The 15,284-nt window shown below is 73.8% G+C and carries 15 protein-coding genes and 2 pseudogenes; 11 read left to right on the top strand and 6 right to left on the bottom strand.

All coding sequences use genetic code 11. From position 1 onward, the window contains the following. Nucleotides 1–22: 22 nt before the first annotated feature. On the bottom strand, nucleotides 23–829 hold the full coding sequence (locus tag GA0074696_RS24310; RefSeq protein WP_088963236.1) for a PP2C family protein-serine/threonine phosphatase: 807 nt from the start codon (nucleotides 827–829) through the stop codon (nucleotides 23–25). Nucleotides 830–956: 127 nt separating this feature from the next. Next, the gene (locus tag GA0074696_RS24305; RefSeq protein ID WP_088963235.1) at nucleotides 957–1,391 is read right to left on the bottom strand and encodes a VOC family protein; all 435 of its coding nucleotides are present in this window, start codon (nucleotides 1,389–1,391) and stop codon (nucleotides 957–959) included. A 116-nt stretch (nucleotides 1,392–1,507) separates the two neighbouring features. Between GA0074696_RS24305 and GA0074696_RS24300 the strand changes: the two genes are divergently transcribed. The 10 genes and pseudogenes from GA0074696_RS24300 (at nucleotide 1,508) to GA0074696_RS24260 (ending at nucleotide 9,749) form a co-directional block, all read left to right on the top strand. After that, nucleotides 1,508–1,744, top strand: coding sequence for a helix-turn-helix domain-containing protein (locus GA0074696_RS24300; RefSeq protein ID WP_088963234.1), 237 nt, complete (start codon nucleotides 1,508–1,510; stop codon nucleotides 1,742–1,744). After that, nucleotides 1,744–1,929: pseudogene (locus tag GA0074696_RS32755) on the top strand (Clp protease N-terminal domain-containing protein); the annotation flags it as partial. The gene GA0074696_RS24300 and the pseudogene GA0074696_RS32755, both read left to right, overlap by 1 nt. A 189-nt stretch (nucleotides 1,930–2,118) precedes the next feature. Further along, nucleotides 2,119–2,295, top strand: a pseudogene (locus tag GA0074696_RS32750) (Clp protease N-terminal domain-containing protein); the annotation flags it as partial. A 243-nt stretch (nucleotides 2,296–2,538) separates the two neighbouring features. Further along, on the top strand, nucleotides 2,539–3,546 hold the full coding sequence (locus tag GA0074696_RS24290) for a diacylglycerol/lipid kinase family protein (protein WP_088963232.1): 1,008 nt from the start codon (nucleotides 2,539–2,541) through the stop codon (nucleotides 3,544–3,546). Next, a complete protein-coding gene (locus GA0074696_RS24285; protein WP_088963231.1) occupies nucleotides 3,539–4,540 on the top strand; it encodes a YihY/virulence factor BrkB family protein in 1,002 nt (333 codons plus the stop codon). Before GA0074696_RS24290 ends, GA0074696_RS24285 begins: the two co-directional genes overlap by 8 nt. 79 nt (nucleotides 4,541–4,619) lie before the next feature. After that, a complete protein-coding gene (locus GA0074696_RS24280; RefSeq protein ID WP_088963230.1) occupies nucleotides 4,620–6,110 on the top strand; it encodes a phosphatase PAP2 family protein in 1,491 nt (496 codons plus the stop codon). Between the two features lie 11 nt (nucleotides 6,111–6,121). Beyond that, nucleotides 6,122–6,931, top strand: a complete 810-nt coding sequence (locus GA0074696_RS24275) for an endonuclease/exonuclease/phosphatase family protein (RefSeq protein WP_088963229.1) — start codon at nucleotides 6,122–6,124, stop codon at nucleotides 6,929–6,931. A 225-nt stretch (nucleotides 6,932–7,156) separates the two neighbouring features. Beyond that, a complete protein-coding gene (locus GA0074696_RS24270) occupies nucleotides 7,157–7,936 on the top strand; it encodes a hypothetical protein (RefSeq protein ID WP_088963228.1) in 780 nt (259 codons plus the stop codon). Nucleotides 7,937–8,010: 74 nt separating this feature from the next. Further along, nucleotides 8,011–8,532 (top strand): SigE family RNA polymerase sigma factor, encoded by a 522-nt coding sequence (locus GA0074696_RS24265; protein ID WP_088963227.1) that lies wholly within the window; start codon nucleotides 8,011–8,013, stop codon nucleotides 8,530–8,532. Beyond that, nucleotides 8,529–9,749, top strand: a complete 1,221-nt coding sequence (locus GA0074696_RS24260) for a hypothetical protein (RefSeq protein WP_088963226.1) — start codon at nucleotides 8,529–8,531, stop codon at nucleotides 9,747–9,749. The genes GA0074696_RS24265 and GA0074696_RS24260 overlap by 4 nt, the downstream gene beginning before the upstream one ends. An 81-nt stretch (nucleotides 9,750–9,830) precedes the next feature. Here the strand turns inward: GA0074696_RS24260 and GA0074696_RS24255 are convergent, their stop codons facing one another. Further along, a complete protein-coding gene (locus GA0074696_RS24255) occupies nucleotides 9,831–10,730 on the bottom strand; it encodes an alpha/beta fold hydrolase (protein WP_088963225.1) in 900 nt (299 codons plus the stop codon). Next, nucleotides 10,727–11,689 carry a TIGR03557 family F420-dependent LLM class oxidoreductase gene (locus GA0074696_RS24250; protein ID WP_088963224.1) on the bottom strand — a complete coding sequence of 321 codons (963 nt, stop codon included), beginning with the start codon at nucleotides 11,687–11,689 and terminating at the stop codon, nucleotides 10,727–10,729. The genes GA0074696_RS24255 and GA0074696_RS24250 overlap by 4 nt, the downstream gene beginning before the upstream one ends. Nucleotides 11,690–12,119: 430 nt before the next feature. On the opposite strand from GA0074696_RS24250, the gene GA0074696_RS24245 reads away from it, so the two are divergent. Continuing rightward, nucleotides 12,120–13,466 carry a cellulase family glycosylhydrolase gene (locus GA0074696_RS24245; protein WP_088963223.1) on the top strand — a complete coding sequence of 449 codons (1,347 nt, stop codon included), beginning with the start codon at nucleotides 12,120–12,122 and terminating at the stop codon, nucleotides 13,464–13,466. Between the two features lie 74 nt (nucleotides 13,467–13,540). On the opposite strand, the gene GA0074696_RS24240 is transcribed toward GA0074696_RS24245, so the two are convergent. Then, nucleotides 13,541–14,791, bottom strand: a complete 1,251-nt coding sequence (locus GA0074696_RS24240) for an RNA polymerase sigma factor (RefSeq protein WP_088963222.1) — start codon at nucleotides 14,789–14,791, stop codon at nucleotides 13,541–13,543. A gap of 3 nt (nucleotides 14,792–14,794) precedes the next feature. Beyond that, on the bottom strand, nucleotides 14,795–15,187 hold the full coding sequence (locus tag GA0074696_RS24235) for a YciI family protein (RefSeq protein WP_231925481.1): 393 nt from the start codon (nucleotides 15,185–15,187) through the stop codon (nucleotides 14,795–14,797). Nucleotides 15,188–15,284: the final 97 nt, after the last annotated feature.

Here is a 15,284-nt window from a genome sequence, read left to right as displayed (position 1 = left end):
CTTTGCATGGAATGTCAGCCCGTCAAGAGTGTTCGCCGTCACCCTCGACGCCGGGCCGGACCCGGAGCACCACGGCGGTGGCGTTGTCCTCCCCGCCCTCGGCCAGGCTGCTGGTCAGCAGGCTGCGCACCGCCCGCTTCGGGTCGCCGCTCGCGAGGGCCTCCCGCATCCGGTGGTAGTCGACCTGGTCGCTCACCCCGTCGGTGCAGAGCAGCCAGGTGTCGCCGACCCGCAGCGGCACGGCCTGCAGGTCCGCGTCCGGGTTGTCGGGGTGGCCGACGTAGCGCAGCAGCTGGTAGCGGGCCCGGGCCGCCTCCGCGGAGCCCGCCCGGTACCAGCCGTGCAGCAGCCCCAGCCAGGCGGCCGTGTGGTCGACCGTCATCAGCTCCAGCACGCCGTCGCGCAGCCGGTACGCCCGCGAGTCGCCGAGCTGGACGAGCCAGGCCTGCTCGCCGTCCGGCTCGACCAGCAGGGCGGTCAGCGTGCAGCCGGTCAGCTCGGTCAGGCGTGCGCCGGCGGCGCGGACCAGGGAGCGGGCGTCGGCGACCGCGGCGCGCAGCTCACGCGGCCCGACCGCGGGCCAGTCACCGCGGACCGCCTCGACCAGGGTGGTCATCGTCGTGGTGCCGGCCACCCGGGCGCCCTCGCCGGAGCCCATGCCGTCGACCACGGCGACGAAGGGCAGCGTCGCATCGACGTGCAGCACGTCGAAGTTGGCCGGATAGCGGTGGCCGACCACGCTGCCGCCGGCTACCTCGAGCGCGACCCGCCCGGCGGCGAGACGGCAGGTCAGCGGCTCGGGTCGGTCGGACGGGGCGCGGCGGAACATCAGCGGACCGTAACACCGCCGAAGCCCCTGGTCGGGGCGTCGGCGGTCGTGTCGGACGGTGGGTCCAGGTGGGTTCTCAGCGAAGGTGATCCGGGGCGGCCAGCCCACCAGCAGCCGATCACGCCACTCAGTCGAGACAGAACTCGTTGCCCTCGATGTCCTGCATCAGGAGGCACGACTCGTTGTCGTCATCGGCAGGTAGTAGTCGCACGCGTACCGCGCCGAGCGCGGCCAGTCGTGCGCATTCGGCCTCAAGTGCGGCCAGGCGCTCTTCACCCACGAGCCCGGCGCCGACCCGCACGTCAAGATGCAGCCGATTCTTGACGACCTTGCCTTCGGGAACGCGCTGGAAGAACAGTCGCGGGCCCACACCTGAGGGATCAGTGCAGGCGAACGCTGAACCCTGTCGCTCAGGCGGCAGCGCGCGATTGAAATCGTCCCAGGTAGCAAACCCCTCCGGTGGCGGCGGTACGACGTAACCCAACACCTCGCACCAGAAACGAGCGACGCGCTCAGGTTCTGCGCAGTCGAAGGTGACTTGGACCTGCTTGACCGACGCCATCGGCCCACCATAGGGGCGGGGTGAGAACAGATCAACTTCGCTGAGAACGCGCCGGGTCGGCACCCGCGTTGTCAACGAGGGTTGACAGAGTGGCGGTGTCAACGTAAGTTGACGACATGAGTCAGGCAACGGAACTTGCGGCGGCCGCCGGCAGCACCGACCCGAAGGTCGGGCTCCGGGCGGTGCTCGCCCTGCGCCGGCTCCTCGAACGGCTGGAGGTCGTCCAGGTGGACAACGCCCGTCGACAGGGCTGGTCCTGGCAGGACATCGCCGACGCGCTCGAGGTCAGCCGGCAGGCGGTCCACAAGAAGCACGCCGGGCGACCGGCGGTCCGAGGAACCTGGGAGGCGTGATGTTCGAACGGTTCACCGACCGGGCCCGTGCGGTCGTCCACCGGGCGGTCGACGAGGCGCGGGCCGAGCGGCAGCGGCCGGTCGGCACCGAGCACCTGCTGCTCGGCGTTCTCGCCGACGGCGACGCGCTGGCCAGCCGGGTGCTCACCGAGGCGGGGGTGCGCGCCGAGGACCTGCGCGCCGCCATCGCCCGGCACACCGCCCCCGGCGCCAGCGGTCTGGGCGAGGCCGACGCCGCCGCGCTGCGCGAGATCGGCATCGACCTCACCGCCATCGTCGCCCGGATCGAGGAGTCCTTCGGCCCCGACGCGCTGCGCGAGGCCGCGCCCGCGCCGCGCCGCCGCTGGGGCTTCCGGCGGTACGACGACGGACGCTTCTCGCCCCGCGCCAGGAAGGTGCTGGAGCTTTCCCTGCGCGAGGCGCTCCGGCTGCGCCACCACCACATCGGCACCGAGCACATCCTGCTCGGGCTGCTGCGCGAGGGCGGCGGCCTCGCCGCCGTGGTGCTCACCGAGGCCGGGCTGAACCTCGACGACCTGCGCCGGCGGGTCGAGACGGCGCTGCGGACGGTGGCCTGACCGGTGCCCGGTGCTCCCGGGCTCGGTCCGCCGGGGTGGATCGTGCGGGGCGAAGCGGGAGGCCACCCGCGTCCGGCGGGTGACCGAGATTGCCGAGGGCGCGGCCCGCGGGGAGCGGGCCAACCGGTGGCGTGGCGTTTCAAACCTGATTGCGGCCAGTGCAACGTTGCCCCGCGCCGGCTCGCTGACCGGCCCCGCTTGCTGCACACTTGCGCCGTGGATGGTGGAGAGCAGACGCGCCCGGTGACCGCCGACGACGCCCCGCCGCGCTCGGCGGTGGTGGTCAACCCCTCGAAGGTGACCGATCTGGACCAGTTCCGCCGTACGGTGGACGACGCCCTCGCCGCCGCGGGCTGGCCCGAGCCGACCTGGTACGAGACCACGGTCGAGGACCCGGGCCGGGGCCAGACCGAGGCGGCCGTCGCCGCCGGCGCCCAGGTGGTCTTCGCCTGCGGCGGCGACGGCACCGTGATGGCCTGCGTCAGCGGGCTGGTCGGCACCGACGCCGCGCTGGCCGTGCTGCCCCAGGGCACCGGCAACCTGCTCGCCGCCAACCTCGGGCTCTCCAACGACCTGGCCGCCGGCCTGCAGGTCGCCGTGGAGCGCGGGATGCGCCGGCTGGACGTCGGCGCGGTCGAGGACCGGCACTTCGCCGTGATGGCCGGGATGGGCTTCGACGCCCAGATGCTCCGGGACACCTCCGAGACGACCAAGGCGCGCATCGGCTGGCCCGCGTACGTGATGGGCGCCGCGAAGCACCTGCGGGACCGGCCGATGCGGGTCTCGATCCGCATCGACGACCGGCCGCCGCTGCGCCGCCGGGCCCGCTCCGTGCTGATCGCCAACGTCGGCCGGCTCCAGGGCGGGGTGCGCCTGCTCACCGACGCCGAGCCCGACGACGGCTGGCTCGACGTGGCCGTGCTCACCCCCCGTACGCTGCGCCACTGGCTGGCCATGGGCTGGGCGCTGATGCGCCGGCGCGGCAGCGTGCCCCGGATGGAGGTCTTCCGGGCCCGCCGGGTGCAGATCACCAGCAACCGGGCCCAGCCCCGGGAGCTCGACGGCGACCTGATCGAGCCGGGCCGCTCGCTGACGGCCGAGATCAAGCCGCAGTCCCTCTGGCTCTGCGTGCCGCGCCCCGAGCGCCACCCCGACCTGTCGATGGACGCCGAGGCGGCGGCGGAGCGGGGCGAGCGGCTGATCGAGGAGGCGCGCCGTGAGTAGCACCAAGCTCGTCCCCGAGACCCGGCTGATGGCGGAGGACGACCTCTCCGCCGACGACGCCTGGCGCACCCTGCGCCGGCAGGGCGGCTGGTGCCTGCTGCGCGACGCCTTCATCCGGTTCCGCTACGGCGACGGCTTCAGCCACTCCCGGGCGTTCGCCCTGCAGCTCTGCCTCGCCGTGGTGCCGTTCATGATCGCGTTGACCGGTCTGATCAGCGAACTCGGCGTGGAGGAGGGCGGCCAGGTGGTCGCCGACACCGTGCTGGCCCTCACCCCCGGGCAGAGCGAGTCGGTGGTCCGCGAGCTGCTCGGCGACGGCGAGCGCACCGAGCGGGCCGGCGAGTTGGCGCTGACCCTCGGTCTGTTCACCGGCCTGGTCGCGCTCACCACCACGATGGCCCAGATCGAACGCGGCGCCAACCGGATCTACGGCGTGGAGCGGGACCGCCCGGCCCTGGCCAAGTACGCCCGGGCCGCCGTCCTCGCGGTGACCGCCGGCGTGCCGGCACTGGCCGGCTTCCTGATCCTGGTCGGCGGCGGGGCGATCGGCGACTCCGTGCAGCGGCACTACGAGTGGGGCGCGTTCGCCCACGGCGTCTGGGACGTGATCCGCTGGCCGCTGAGCCTCGGGCTGACCGTGCTCGCTGTGGCGGTGCTCTTCCGGCACTCGCCCCGCCGCAACCAGCCCAGCCTGTCCTGGCTCTTCTTCGGCGCCGGCATCGCCACCGCGCTCTGGTGGCTGGCCAGCCTGCTGCTCGCCGGGTACGTCACGTTCAGCGACGGGTTCGGCCAGACCTACGGCGCGCTGACCGGCATGATGGCCCTGCTGCTCTGGGCCAACCTCACCGGCATCGCGCTCTTCGGCGGGCTGGCCTTCGCCGCCCAGCTGGAGGCGATGCGAATCGGGGTGCAGGAGCCGGCCCAGCCGGACCTGTGGGAGCCCGAGGCCGAGCGCGAGGAGCTGCACGACACCGGTGAGATGACGTCCCTGTAGACGCCCGTTCCGGCACCCCCGGTGTACGGGGAGCGCGGATCGGGTACAGCGCCTCGCCAGGAGCGAGAGGGAGGCTGCCGTGAGCGCGGTCATCGACGTGTTACGACGACCCCTGGGTCATTTCACCGAGCGGACGCTCGCCGGCCTGGCACTCGTGCTCGGGACCGGCGTCGGGTTCGGACTGCTGCTGGTGCTGGTCCGGGTGCACTGGACCCCGCTCTACGATGTCGACCACGGCGTGGCGGCCTGGCTCAACGACCTGGTCGCGCCGCACGGGCCGCTGGTGACCGTGCTCAACGCCCTCACCGACCTGGGCGGCCGGGCGGTGATCATCTGGCTGGTCTCGGTCGCCGTGATTGGGCTGCTGATCCGCCGACAGGGTCGGCTCGCGGTGTTCCTGATCGTGACCGGACTCGGCGCGCTGATCCTCGACCCGGCGTTGAAGACGCTGGTCGACCGGTTGCGCCCCGAGGTGGAGGTGCCGATCGGCACCTACGCCGGAGACAGCTTCCCCAGTGGCCACGCGCTGGGCTCCTTCGTCGCATACGGGGCGCTGCTGCTGGTGTTTCTGCCGGCCCTGTCGCCCCGGTGGCGCAAGCCGGCGATCGCCCTGGTCGCCCTGATCGTCTTCCTCATCGGCCTGACCCGGATCGCGCTCGGTGTGCACTTCGTCTCCGACGTGCTCGGGGCCTGGCTGCTCGGTGCCGCCTGGCTGGGCATCACCGCGTACGCCTTCCGGCTGTGGCGGCTGGAGCGGGGCCGCCGGGTGCCGACGCTGACCGAGGGGCTGGAGCCCGAGGCCGCGCACGAGGTCGCCCCCGCCCCCGACGAGGCGCACGTGCTGCCGCACCCCCGGGCCGCCGTCTTCGAGCTGCTGGTCGGCTGGGTGCTGGTGCTCGGCGCGCTCTACGGCTTCGGGATGTTCGTCAGCTACCACGCCGGCGGGACCTTCTTCGCCACCCTGGACACCGAGGTGCCGAGGTGGTTCGCCGAGCACCACACCCCGGGCCGGGACGACGTCAGCTACTGGTGGAGCAAGGCCGGCGACACCCACGCCATCCTGCTGATCTCGCTGGTCTTCTGCCCGCTCGTGCTGGCGGTGTGGCGGCGCTGGCGGCCGGTGCTCTTCGTGGCGCTGACCATGTTCGGCGAGTTGAGCCTCTTCCTCGCCTCCGCCGTGGCGGTGGGCCGGCCACGCCCGCCGGTGGGCAACCTCGACGGCCCCATGCCGACCTCCTCCTTCCCCTCCGGCCACATTGCGGCGACGATCTGCGTCTGGGTGGCGATCATGCTGATCGTCCTGCCGCGCACCGACCGCTGGTGGCGCTGGCTGTTCGTGGCGCTGGCCGTGATCATGCCGGTCGGGGTGGCCGTCTCCCGGATGTACCGGGGCATGCACCACCCGACCGACTTCATGGGCGCGATCCTGCTCAGCGCGCTCTGGATCGGGCTGCTCTACTGGGTGGTCCGCCCCAACGCCGACGTCTACGAGGGCAACCGGCCGGCCATCGAGTCGGAGCAGGTCGGCGAGCTCGACGACGAGCTGGCCAAGGCCGCCCGGCCGCAGTGACGACGCCGCCCATGCTGCGGGTGATGACCTGGAACATCAGGACCGGCGGTCGGGACCGCACCGGCTCCGACCGGCGCGACCTCGTGGTCGGGGTGGTCACCGCGCAGCGGCCGGACGTGCTGGCCCTGCAGGAGCTGCGGGGCTTCGACCGGGGTGGGCTGCTCGACGACGTGGCGGGCCGGATGGGGATGCGTCCCCACCTGGCCGGCTCCTGCTTCGGGCAGCCGGTGGCCGTGCTGGTCCGCCCGCCGCTGCGGGTGCTGGCCGTCGGCCGGGTGCGCCGGCCGTTCCACCACGCCGCCGCCTGGGTTCGGGTGGACACCGGGCACGGGCCGTTGACGGTGTTCAGCACCCATTTCAACCCGTACTCCGGGGGCCGGCGACGGATGGAGGCGGACTGGCTGGCGGCGGCCGTGCGACGTACCGGCGGTCGGCTGGCGCTGCTCGCCGGCGACCTGAACACGCTGGAGCCCACGGCGGAGCACATCGACCGGCTGGCGGGCCTGCCGCTGCACTACCGCCGCCGGCACCTGCGCCGCGACGGCCGGACCGTGGACACCCGGGCCGTCGCCCGGCTGCTCGACGCCGGCCTGGTCGACCTCTGGCCGGCCCGCGCCGCCGACACATCCCAGGTCGACGGCCTGACTGTGCCGACCCGGTACGGCGGGGCGGAGTTCGCCGGCATGCGACTGGACTACCTGCTCGGCACCGCGCCGGTCGCCGCGCTGACCCGCGAGGTGCGGGTGGTCCGTGGCGGGGACGCCGACCGGGCGTCCGACCACTACCCGGTCGTCGCCGAGCTGGACCTGCGCCCCGCCTGACCGGCTCGCCGTCGCCCTTGATCGACGCAGGTTGCAACGTGCCGCGGTATCCCCGCCGCCCGTCACCGCGACACGCCGCAGGTCGTCTCGGCCAAGGTCGTCCGGGCCGCCACCCGGCAGGTGCCGGCCGCGCTGGGGCTGCGCCGCGGCACTGCCGGGTGCAACCCTTCACACCGCCACAGCCATCACCTGGGTGACAGCGCTGACGACGCGGGGGAGCGACCGATGCACGGCAGGAACGACCTCGACCTGGTGCGGCCGCTCTTCCGGACGGACTGGCTGCCCGACGGAATGACCCACCGGACGTGCGCCAGCCACCGGGGGGAACGGTCCCTGATCGCCTGGGAGGGCCCGCTGACCGGCCCGATGGCTGGCAGTCGGGTGCTGTCGGTGCGGGTGGGCTCCGCCGTGGACACCTCCGCCACCCACCGTGGCTGGCGGCGCGGCCCAGACGTGTCCGTGCAGGGCCGCACGGCCCAGCTGTGCGCCGACCCGAACCACGGGCACACGTCGCTGACCTGGCAGCACCGGCCCGGCACGACGGTGACCGTCCTGGGCACCAACCTGCCCGCCCCGGCGCGGACGCTGCGGCGGATCGCCGACGGGCTGGTCTGGACGGAGGAGCCCACCCGGGTGCCCTTCCTCGCCGTGGCCCCGGCCGACGGCGCGCGCTGGGAGACGACGGTGGTCGACTGGCGCGACGGCCGGTGGCACCGGGCGCGGTGCGGGTACCGGGTCATCGGCGCGGCGGGACCGCACGAGGACCTGACCGTCGGCGTGGTGCGGACCGGCACGACGGCCGCCGGACCAGCGGTGGACGCGGCGCCGGGCGGCCTCGGGGCGTACCGGGTGGGTGGGCCGGGCGGGGAGTTCGCCGGCGAGGTCGTGGCGCTCACCATCCGGGGTCTCGCCGCGCTCGGTGGGCCGGACGGCGCCCTCGCGCTGGCCGCCGCCGTGCGGCTGGTCGGCCGCCCCGGCGACGAGTCCACCTGGCGGCTGCCGTGAGCCGTGCAACCGTTGCGGGCCCCGCGCCCATCCGTACGGTGAGGACGCCGGCGTCCGGGAACGGGGAGTGGTCGATGCATGCCACGCAACGGCAGGAGTACGTCGAGTTCGTCGAGGCGGCGACACCGAGGCTGCGACGGACGGCGTACCTGCTGACCGGTGACAGGCACCGGGCCGACGACGTGGTGCAGCAGACCCTGACCCGCCTCTACGTGAAGTGGGGCCGGGCGCGGGGCGCCGACGACGTCGGCGCGTACGTGCACCGGATGCTGGTCAACGCGTTCCGCCAGGAGCGGCGCTCCCGCTGGTTCGGCGTGCAGCTCTTCGAGCGGGCACCCGAGCCCGGGTTCCGCGTTGGCTCGTCCGGCCCGGACGAGTCCGTCGTGGACGCGGTGGCGGTGCGGGCCGCGCTGGCGGCGGTGCCGCCCGGCCAGCGGGTGGTGCTGGTGCTGCGCTTCTACGCAGACCTCAGCGTGGAGCAGACCGCCGAGGTGCTCGGCTGTTCGACCGGGAACGTGAAGAGCCAGACGGCGCGGGGGCTGGCCGCGCTGCGCCGGCGGCTGCCGCTGGGCGACGGGACGGAGGTGAACCGGTGAACCGGAACGAGGAAGCGGAGGTCCGGTCGCTGTTGGCCCGGGCGGCGGACGACCTGCCGGCCGGTGGGGTGCCGGCGCAGACGCTGCTGGTCGCGGGGGAGCGGGTGGTGCGACGCCGGCGCCGGTCGGCGGTGGCCGCCGTCGCGGCGGTCGCCGCCGTCGTACTGCTGGGGTCGGCCGCCGTGCTGGGTGGGCCGGGCGGCTCCACCACACCCGCCGACCAGGGGGGACGGTCGCCCGAGCGGGTCGCCCCGAGCCGTGCCGTCGCGACCCCGTCCCGATCCACCGCCGCCCTGGTCGGCCCCGTCACCACCCGGGGCAGGGCGCCGACGGTGGCGCCGGCGCGGTTCGACCCGACCCGGCGGTCGTTCCGGCTCGGGTGGTTGCCGCCGGGCGCCATCCACCAGGCGACCCGCACCGACGCCACGATCCTGTCGGCCGAGGCGAACGTGCCCGACCCGCTGGAGGAGGGCGGCCCGGTGGAGCCGGGATCGATGATGGCCGTCGCCGGCTCGGTCACGGTCCGGATGGGCGCGCGGGGAGTGGACATCTTCTCGCCGCAGCTCGGCTCCGGGCTGACGGGCCAGGTGCCCGCGACGGAGGCTCCCGGCAGACCGGTCGCGTCGGTGGACGGGCATCCGGCGTACCTGCACGGCGACCGGACGCAGATGCTGCTGTCGTGGCAGTACGCCCCGGGCGGCTGGATCTCCGTCACCGTCTGGAGCATGGCCCGGCCGGAGGAGGTCGCGCGTCAGGTCGCGGCCGGGCTGACCTGGCAGGACGAGCGCGTCACCGTACCGTTCCGGCCGGTCGACGTCCCGTCCCGCGCCACGCTGGCCGGCATGGAGCTGCGCACCTGGGAGGGCAGGTGGCTGAACGCGACCGCGTACTACCGGATGCCGGGCGGGGACCAGCCGAACGTGAGCGACCTTTCGATCGGCGTGAGCAACGGGATGTGGGGCAGGGGCGGCAGTGAACTGGGCCGCTCCAAGCTCCGGGTGGACGGCCGGGTCGCCGCGGCGGTGGACGGGCCGAAGGGCCTGGGCGCCTACCGGGTCGCGCAGGTGCCCGGCTGCCGCGACTGCGTCGTCGACGTCGGCTCCGAGTCCTCGGCCGGCCTCGTGGCGTTGGGTGGCCGCTCCGCAGCCCTCCGTCTGGCCGCCGCCATCCGCCTGGTCGCCGATCCCACCGATCCGACGAGCTGGCGCCCCCTCTGAACGCGGCAGCGGGCCGTGCTCAGAGGATCACGTTGAGCAGCACCGTCAGCACGACCGAGGCGAGGATCGAGAAGAGGATCATCAGCAGGCAGCCGAGGCCGCCGCCGAGGAATCGGACCTCCGTGTTTCCGATGCGCATGGGTCCACCTTGTCAGGGTCGGGGGTGAGCAGGGCACGGATCGCGTCGGCCACCTGGCGGGGTGCGGTGGTGACCACGTTGTGCGCGGCGCCGGGCACGGTCGCCGCCCGGGCGTGGGGGATCAGCCGGGTCACCTGGGCCCGCCAGGCCGGTGGCACCACGGTGTCCCGGGCGCCGGCCAGCACCAGGGTCGGCGCGGCGACCCGGACCAGGTCCTCCTCCACCCGGTTGTGGACGGAGTGCGACACGGTGGCGGCGACCCGCCAGGGGCGGGCGTCCCAGACGTCGCGGAGCAGGACGGGTGCCTGCAGCGGCGCCTCCGCCACGGTGTCCAGCAGCCAGCGGCCGACCAGCCCGCGGCGGGACCGGGCGGCCGGGTCGCTGGTCGGGCCGGCCAGCACCAGCGCCCGGACCGTCCCGGGCCGGCGGGCCGCCAGCGCGGCGACGACCTCCGCGCCGAACGAGTGCCCCACCAGGCAGGCGGGCGGCAGCCGGTACGCGGCCAGCCAGGCCGCCAGGAACGCGGCGTGCCGGCCGACGTCGTACGCCCGCCCGGGGCGCTCGGTCAGCCCGAAGCCGGGCAGGTCCGGCACGTACACCGGATGGGTGGCCGAGAGCGCGACGGCCAGCGGGGTGAGGTAGCGGTGCGACACCGCGAGCCCGTGCACCAGCACCACCGGCGGCGCGTCGCTGCCCGGGTTCCGCGAGCGGCGGGTGTGCGTCCGCAGGCCGTCCACCAGCCGCCACTCGCTGGTGAGTCCGGCGGCCGGGCGGGGTGCGGCCAGGGCGAGCCGCAGCTCGGACGCCCCGAAGCGCCCGGGCGCGGTCGACCCGGGCCTCACAGTTCGCGCAGCCGGGGGAGCAGTTCCTCCTGCGCCCAGTCCAGGAACATCGGCTGGGTCTCGCCGCCGACCTGCACGATCGCCACGTGGGTGAAGCCCGCGTCGACGAACTGCTTGAACGCCTCGACGTGCCGGTCGACGTCGGGGCCGCAGGGGATGCCCTCGGCGACGTCCTCCTCGCGGACGTACTGGGTGGCGGCGGCGAACGCCTCCGGGCCGGGCAGGTCGGCGTTGACCTTCCAGCCCATGCCGAACCAGCGGAACTGGTCGTGCACGAGCTTGCGGCACTCCGCCTCGTCCGGGCCGTAGCAGATGGCCACCTGGCCGTAGCGGGGCTGGCCGGCGCCGCCCGCGTCGTCGTAGAGCTGGATGATCCGGCGGTCGGGTTCGGTGGCGACGATGCCGTCGGCGTACTCGGCGGCGAGCGCGGCCGACGACGGCCCGGAGGCCGCGACGGCCATTCCGACGGGCTCGTCCGGCCGGTCCCACAGGTACGCCTCGGGGACGTCGAAGTGGTTGCCGGAGAAGGTCAGCGTCTCGCCGTTGAGCAGCGGCCGGATGATCTGCAACGCCTCCTCGAACATCTCGTGCCGCTGCTGCACGTGCGGCCAGCCGCCGACCACGTGCTCGTTGAGGTTCTCGCCGGCGCCGAGGCCGAGGGTGAACCGGCCGTCGGAGAGCGCGCCGAGGGTGCTGGCCTTCTGCGCCACGACGGCCGGGTGGTAGCGCAGGATCGGGCAGGTCACGAAGGACATCAGCTCGGCGCGGCTGGTGGCGTGCGCGACCGCGCCGAGCACCGACCAGGCGTACGGGGAGTGGCCCTGGGAGTCCAGCCACGGGTAGTAGTGGTCGGAGATCACCAGCTGCTCGAAGCCGGCCGCCTCCGCCCGCACCGCGTAGTCGACCAGTTGCTTCGGGCCGGCCTGCTCGCACATCAGGGTGTAGCCGACGGTGACCATCCTGGTTTCTCCTTCCGCCCCACGATCGTCACGGGATACCCCGCCCGGTGCCGGTCAACCCCGCCCGTCCCGTTCTGGCGCGGCCGTCACCCGTGGCGGTGACCCTCGCCGGTCGGTGCGGCGACCGCCCTTGACCGGGGCGCGAGATTGGGCCTAGGGTCCCGCTTAACCGGTTCAGAGCCGGTGGCGACACATCCTGTGGTGGGGTGACCGCCCCTGTGGCGGCCTGCGGTCGACGTGGGCCGCCACAGGCCTTCCCGCCGAGCGTGCCATCTACTTAACCGGTTGCTTTCCCGATCGCATCGTCCTACGCTGATCCCTGCGCACGACCAGGGAGTCGAGTGGCGGCTGCCGGGCTACAGCCGCCACGACCGTCACCAACCACCGCAACCCCGCCAGGGCAACGGGGTCGACACTCCTGAGGAATGCCATGGGAAAGCGACTCTCCGTCGCCGGCGCCGCCCTGCTCACCGTTCTCGCCGCCGTCTTCGCCTTCGTCCAGCCGGCCCACGCCGCCGCCGGGTTCTCGGTCGCCAACGGCCGGCTCTACGACGCAGGAGGCACCGAGTTCGTCATGCGCGGCGTCAACCATGCCCACACCTGGTACCCGCAGCAGACCAGCTCGTTCGCCAACGTGAAGGCGTTGGGCGCGAACAGCGTCCGGGTGGTGCTGGCCAGCGGCGACCGCTGGGCCAAGAACAGCGCCGCCGACGTCAGCAACGTCATCTCGCTCTGCAAGGCCAACCGGCTGATCTGCGTGCTGGAGGTGCACGACACCACCGGCTACGGCGAGCAGAGCGGGGCGATCAGCCTGGACCGGGCGGTCGACTACTGGCTGAGCATCGCCGACGCGCTCAACGGCCAGGAGAGGTACGTCATCGTCAACATCGGCAACGAGCCGTACGGCAACCAGGGGTACGCGACCTGGGCCACCGACAGCGCCAACGCGGTCAAGCGGCTGCGCGCCGGCGGCCTCGCCCACACGATCATGGTGGACGCCCCGAACTGGGGCCAGGACTGGTCCTTCACCATGCGGGACAACGCGGCGACGGTGTTCAACGCCGACCCGGCGAAGAACACCGTCTTCTCGATCCACATGTACGGCGTCTTCGACACCGCCGCCGAGATCACCGACTACCTCGGCCGGTTCCGCAGCGCCGGGCTGCCCATCGTGGTCGGCGAGTTCGGCTTCAACCACTCCGACGGCAACCCGGACGAGGACACCATCCTCTCCTACAGCCAGGCCAACCGGATCGGCTGGCTCGGCTGGTCGTGGAGCGGCAACGGCGGCGGCGTCGAGTACCTCGACATGGCCACCAACTTCGACCCGGCCCAGCTGACCAGCTGGGGTCAGCGGATCTTCAACGGCGCCAACGGCATCAAGGCGACCGCCAGGGAGGCCTCGGTCTACTCCGGCAGCACACCGACGCCGACGACCCCCACCCCGACCACGCCTCCGCCCACGACGCCTCCGCCCGGCGGCTGCACGGCCAGCTACACCATCGTCAACCAGTGGCAGGGCGGCTTCCAGGGTGAGGTCAAGGTGAGCGCCGGCTCGGCCGCCATCACCGGCTGGACGACGAAATGGACCTTCACCGGGGGCCAGACGGTCAGCCAGTCCTGGAATGCCGCGCTGAGCAGCTCCGGTGCGGCGTACACCGCCCGCAACGTCGACTACAACGGCCGGCTCGGCGCCGGCGCCAGCACCAGCTTCGGCTTCATCGCCAGCTGGAACGGCAGCAACCCGGCGCCCGCGGTGACCTGCACCGCGAGCTGACCGGGTCGTACCACCGGTGGCCGGGTCCGCGCGGACCCGGCCACCCCTCCCGGGTACCGCGCCCGGTACGCGGGTCAGCCGCCGGCCAGCCGGGCGGCCCGTATCCGCAGGTAGTGCTGCTCGGGCAGGCTGGTCGTGCCGCCGGCCGCCGCCCGGTAGTGCGCGACGGCCCGGTCCCGGTCCCCGGCCATCTCGTACAAATGGGCCCGGGCCGCGTCGAGCCGGTGGTGCCCGGTCAGCCGGGGGTCGGCGGCGAGGGTGGCGAGCGCGGCGAGGCCCGCCTCCGGACCCTCCACCATGGCCGTCGCCACCGCCCGGTTGAGCGCCACCACCGGATTGCCGGAGAGCCGTTCGAGCACCTGGTAGAGGGCCAGGATCTGCGGCCAGTCAGTGGCCTCGGCGGTCGGCGCCTCGTCGTGCAGCGCGGCGATGGCGGCCTGGAGCTGGTACGGCCCGACCGGCCCCCGGGCCATCGCCCGGGTGACCAGCGCGGTGCCCTCGGCGATCGCGGTCGCGTCCCAGCGGGACCGGTCCTGATCGGCCAGCGAGATCAGCTCGCCGGACGGGCCGGTGCGGGCGGCGGCCCGGGCGTCGGTGAGCAGCATCAGCGCCAGCAGCCCGGCGACCTCGCTGTCGTCGGGCAGCAGGGTGTGCATGGCCCGGGTCAGCCGGACCGCCTCCTCCGACAGGTCGACCCGGCGCAGGTCAGGGCCGAGGGTGGCGGTGTGTCCCTCGGTGAAGATCAGATAGAGCACGTGCAGCACGGTGGCCAGCCGCTCCTGCCGCTCCCGCTGGTCGGGCAGCCGGAACGGCACCCCGGAGTCCCGGATGCGCTGCTTGGCGCGGCTGATCCGCTGGGCCATGGTGGCCTCGGGCACCAGGAACGCCCGGGCGATCTCGGCGGTGCTGAGCCCGCCGACGGCGCGCAGCGTCAGCGCGATCGCCGACGCGGTCGACAGCGTGGGATGGCAGCAGAGGAAGAGCAGCACCAGGGTGTCGTCCCGGTCCGTGGCCAGCGACTCGTCCGCCGCCGGGGCGGCACCCCGCCGGTCGGGCTCCCGCCGGGCGGCGCGGTCCTCCCGCTCGCGCCGGGCCGTCTCGGCCCGGACCAGCTCGATCATCCGCCGGTACGCGACCTGCACCAGCCAGCCGCGCGGGTTGTCCGGCAGGCCCTCGGCGGGCCACTGGGTGGCCGCGTCGAGCAGCGCCTCCTGGACGGCGTCCTCGGCGGTGGCGAAGTCACCGAAACGGCGGGCGAGCACGCCGAGGACCTGCGGCGCCAGTTCGCGCAGCAGGTCCTCGACGGTGTGGTCCGGGGTGTCCAGTCGTCACAGCTCCTGCGTCGGGGCCGACATCACCGGGTGGACCTCGATCGGCATGTTGAGCGGCCGGCCGCCGGGGCCGGGCGCGGTGGAGATGTGCGCGGCGATCTCGACCGCCCGCTGCGGGGTCTCGCAGTCGAGGATCCACCAGCCGGCGAGGAACTCCTTGGTCTCGGCGAAGGGCCCCTCGGTGACCACCGGCGCGCCGCCCGCGCCGGCCCGGACGATGCGTGCCTGCTGCGGCCCGCCCAGCCCCTCGGCCTGGACCCACTCGCCGGAGGCGGAGAGCTTGCCGTTCACCTCCCGCATGAACCCGATGTGCGCGGCGATCTCGTCCGGCGTCCAGGTGTCGATCGAGGGGAAGTCGGTACCGGCGGCGCTGAACTGCATCAGCAGCATGTACTTCACGGCTGGCTCCTCACGTCCGAGCACCGATTCTCGGTGCTTGCACCCGTAGGTAGAAGCCGCCGCTCCGGTTCTCTACATCTGCGCGGAA

This window comes from Micromonospora purpureochromogenes (assembly GCF_900091515.1).
Lineage (GTDB): Bacteria > Actinomycetota > Actinomycetes > Mycobacteriales > Micromonosporaceae > Micromonospora > Micromonospora purpureochromogenes.
The sequence above is the reverse complement of the archived record's forward strand: the minus strand, read 5'-3'. Positions and strand labels throughout refer to the sequence as shown.

Coding starts and splice junctions, on each gene's coding strand:
- GA0074696_RS24310 (WP_088963236.1), bottom strand. CDS start 829: ATGTTCCGCCGCGCCCCGTCCGACCGACCCGAGCCGCTGACCTGCCGT.
- GA0074696_RS24305 (WP_088963235.1), bottom strand. CDS start 1,391: ATGGCGTCGGTCAAGCAGGTCCAAGTCACCTTCGACTGCGCAGAACCT.
- GA0074696_RS24300 (WP_088963234.1), top strand. CDS start 1,508: ATGAGTCAGGCAACGGAACTTGCGGCGGCCGCCGGCAGCACCGACCCG.
- GA0074696_RS24275 (WP_088963229.1), top strand. CDS start 6,122: ATGCTGCGGGTGATGACCTGGAACATCAGGACCGGCGGTCGGGACCGC.
- GA0074696_RS24270 (WP_088963228.1), top strand. CDS start 7,157: ATGCACGGCAGGAACGACCTCGACCTGGTGCGGCCGCTCTTCCGGACG.
- GA0074696_RS24265 (WP_088963227.1), top strand. CDS start 8,011: ATGCATGCCACGCAACGGCAGGAGTACGTCGAGTTCGTCGAGGCGGCG.
- GA0074696_RS24250 (WP_088963224.1), bottom strand. CDS start 11,689: ATGGTCACCGTCGGCTACACCCTGATGTGCGAGCAGGCCGGCCCGAAG.
- GA0074696_RS24245 (WP_088963223.1), top strand. CDS start 12,120: ATGGGAAAGCGACTCTCCGTCGCCGGCGCCGCCCTGCTCACCGTTCTC.
- GA0074696_RS24235 (WP_231925481.1), bottom strand. CDS start 15,187: ATGCTGCTGATGCAGTTCAGCGCCGCCGGTACCGACTTCCCCTCGATC.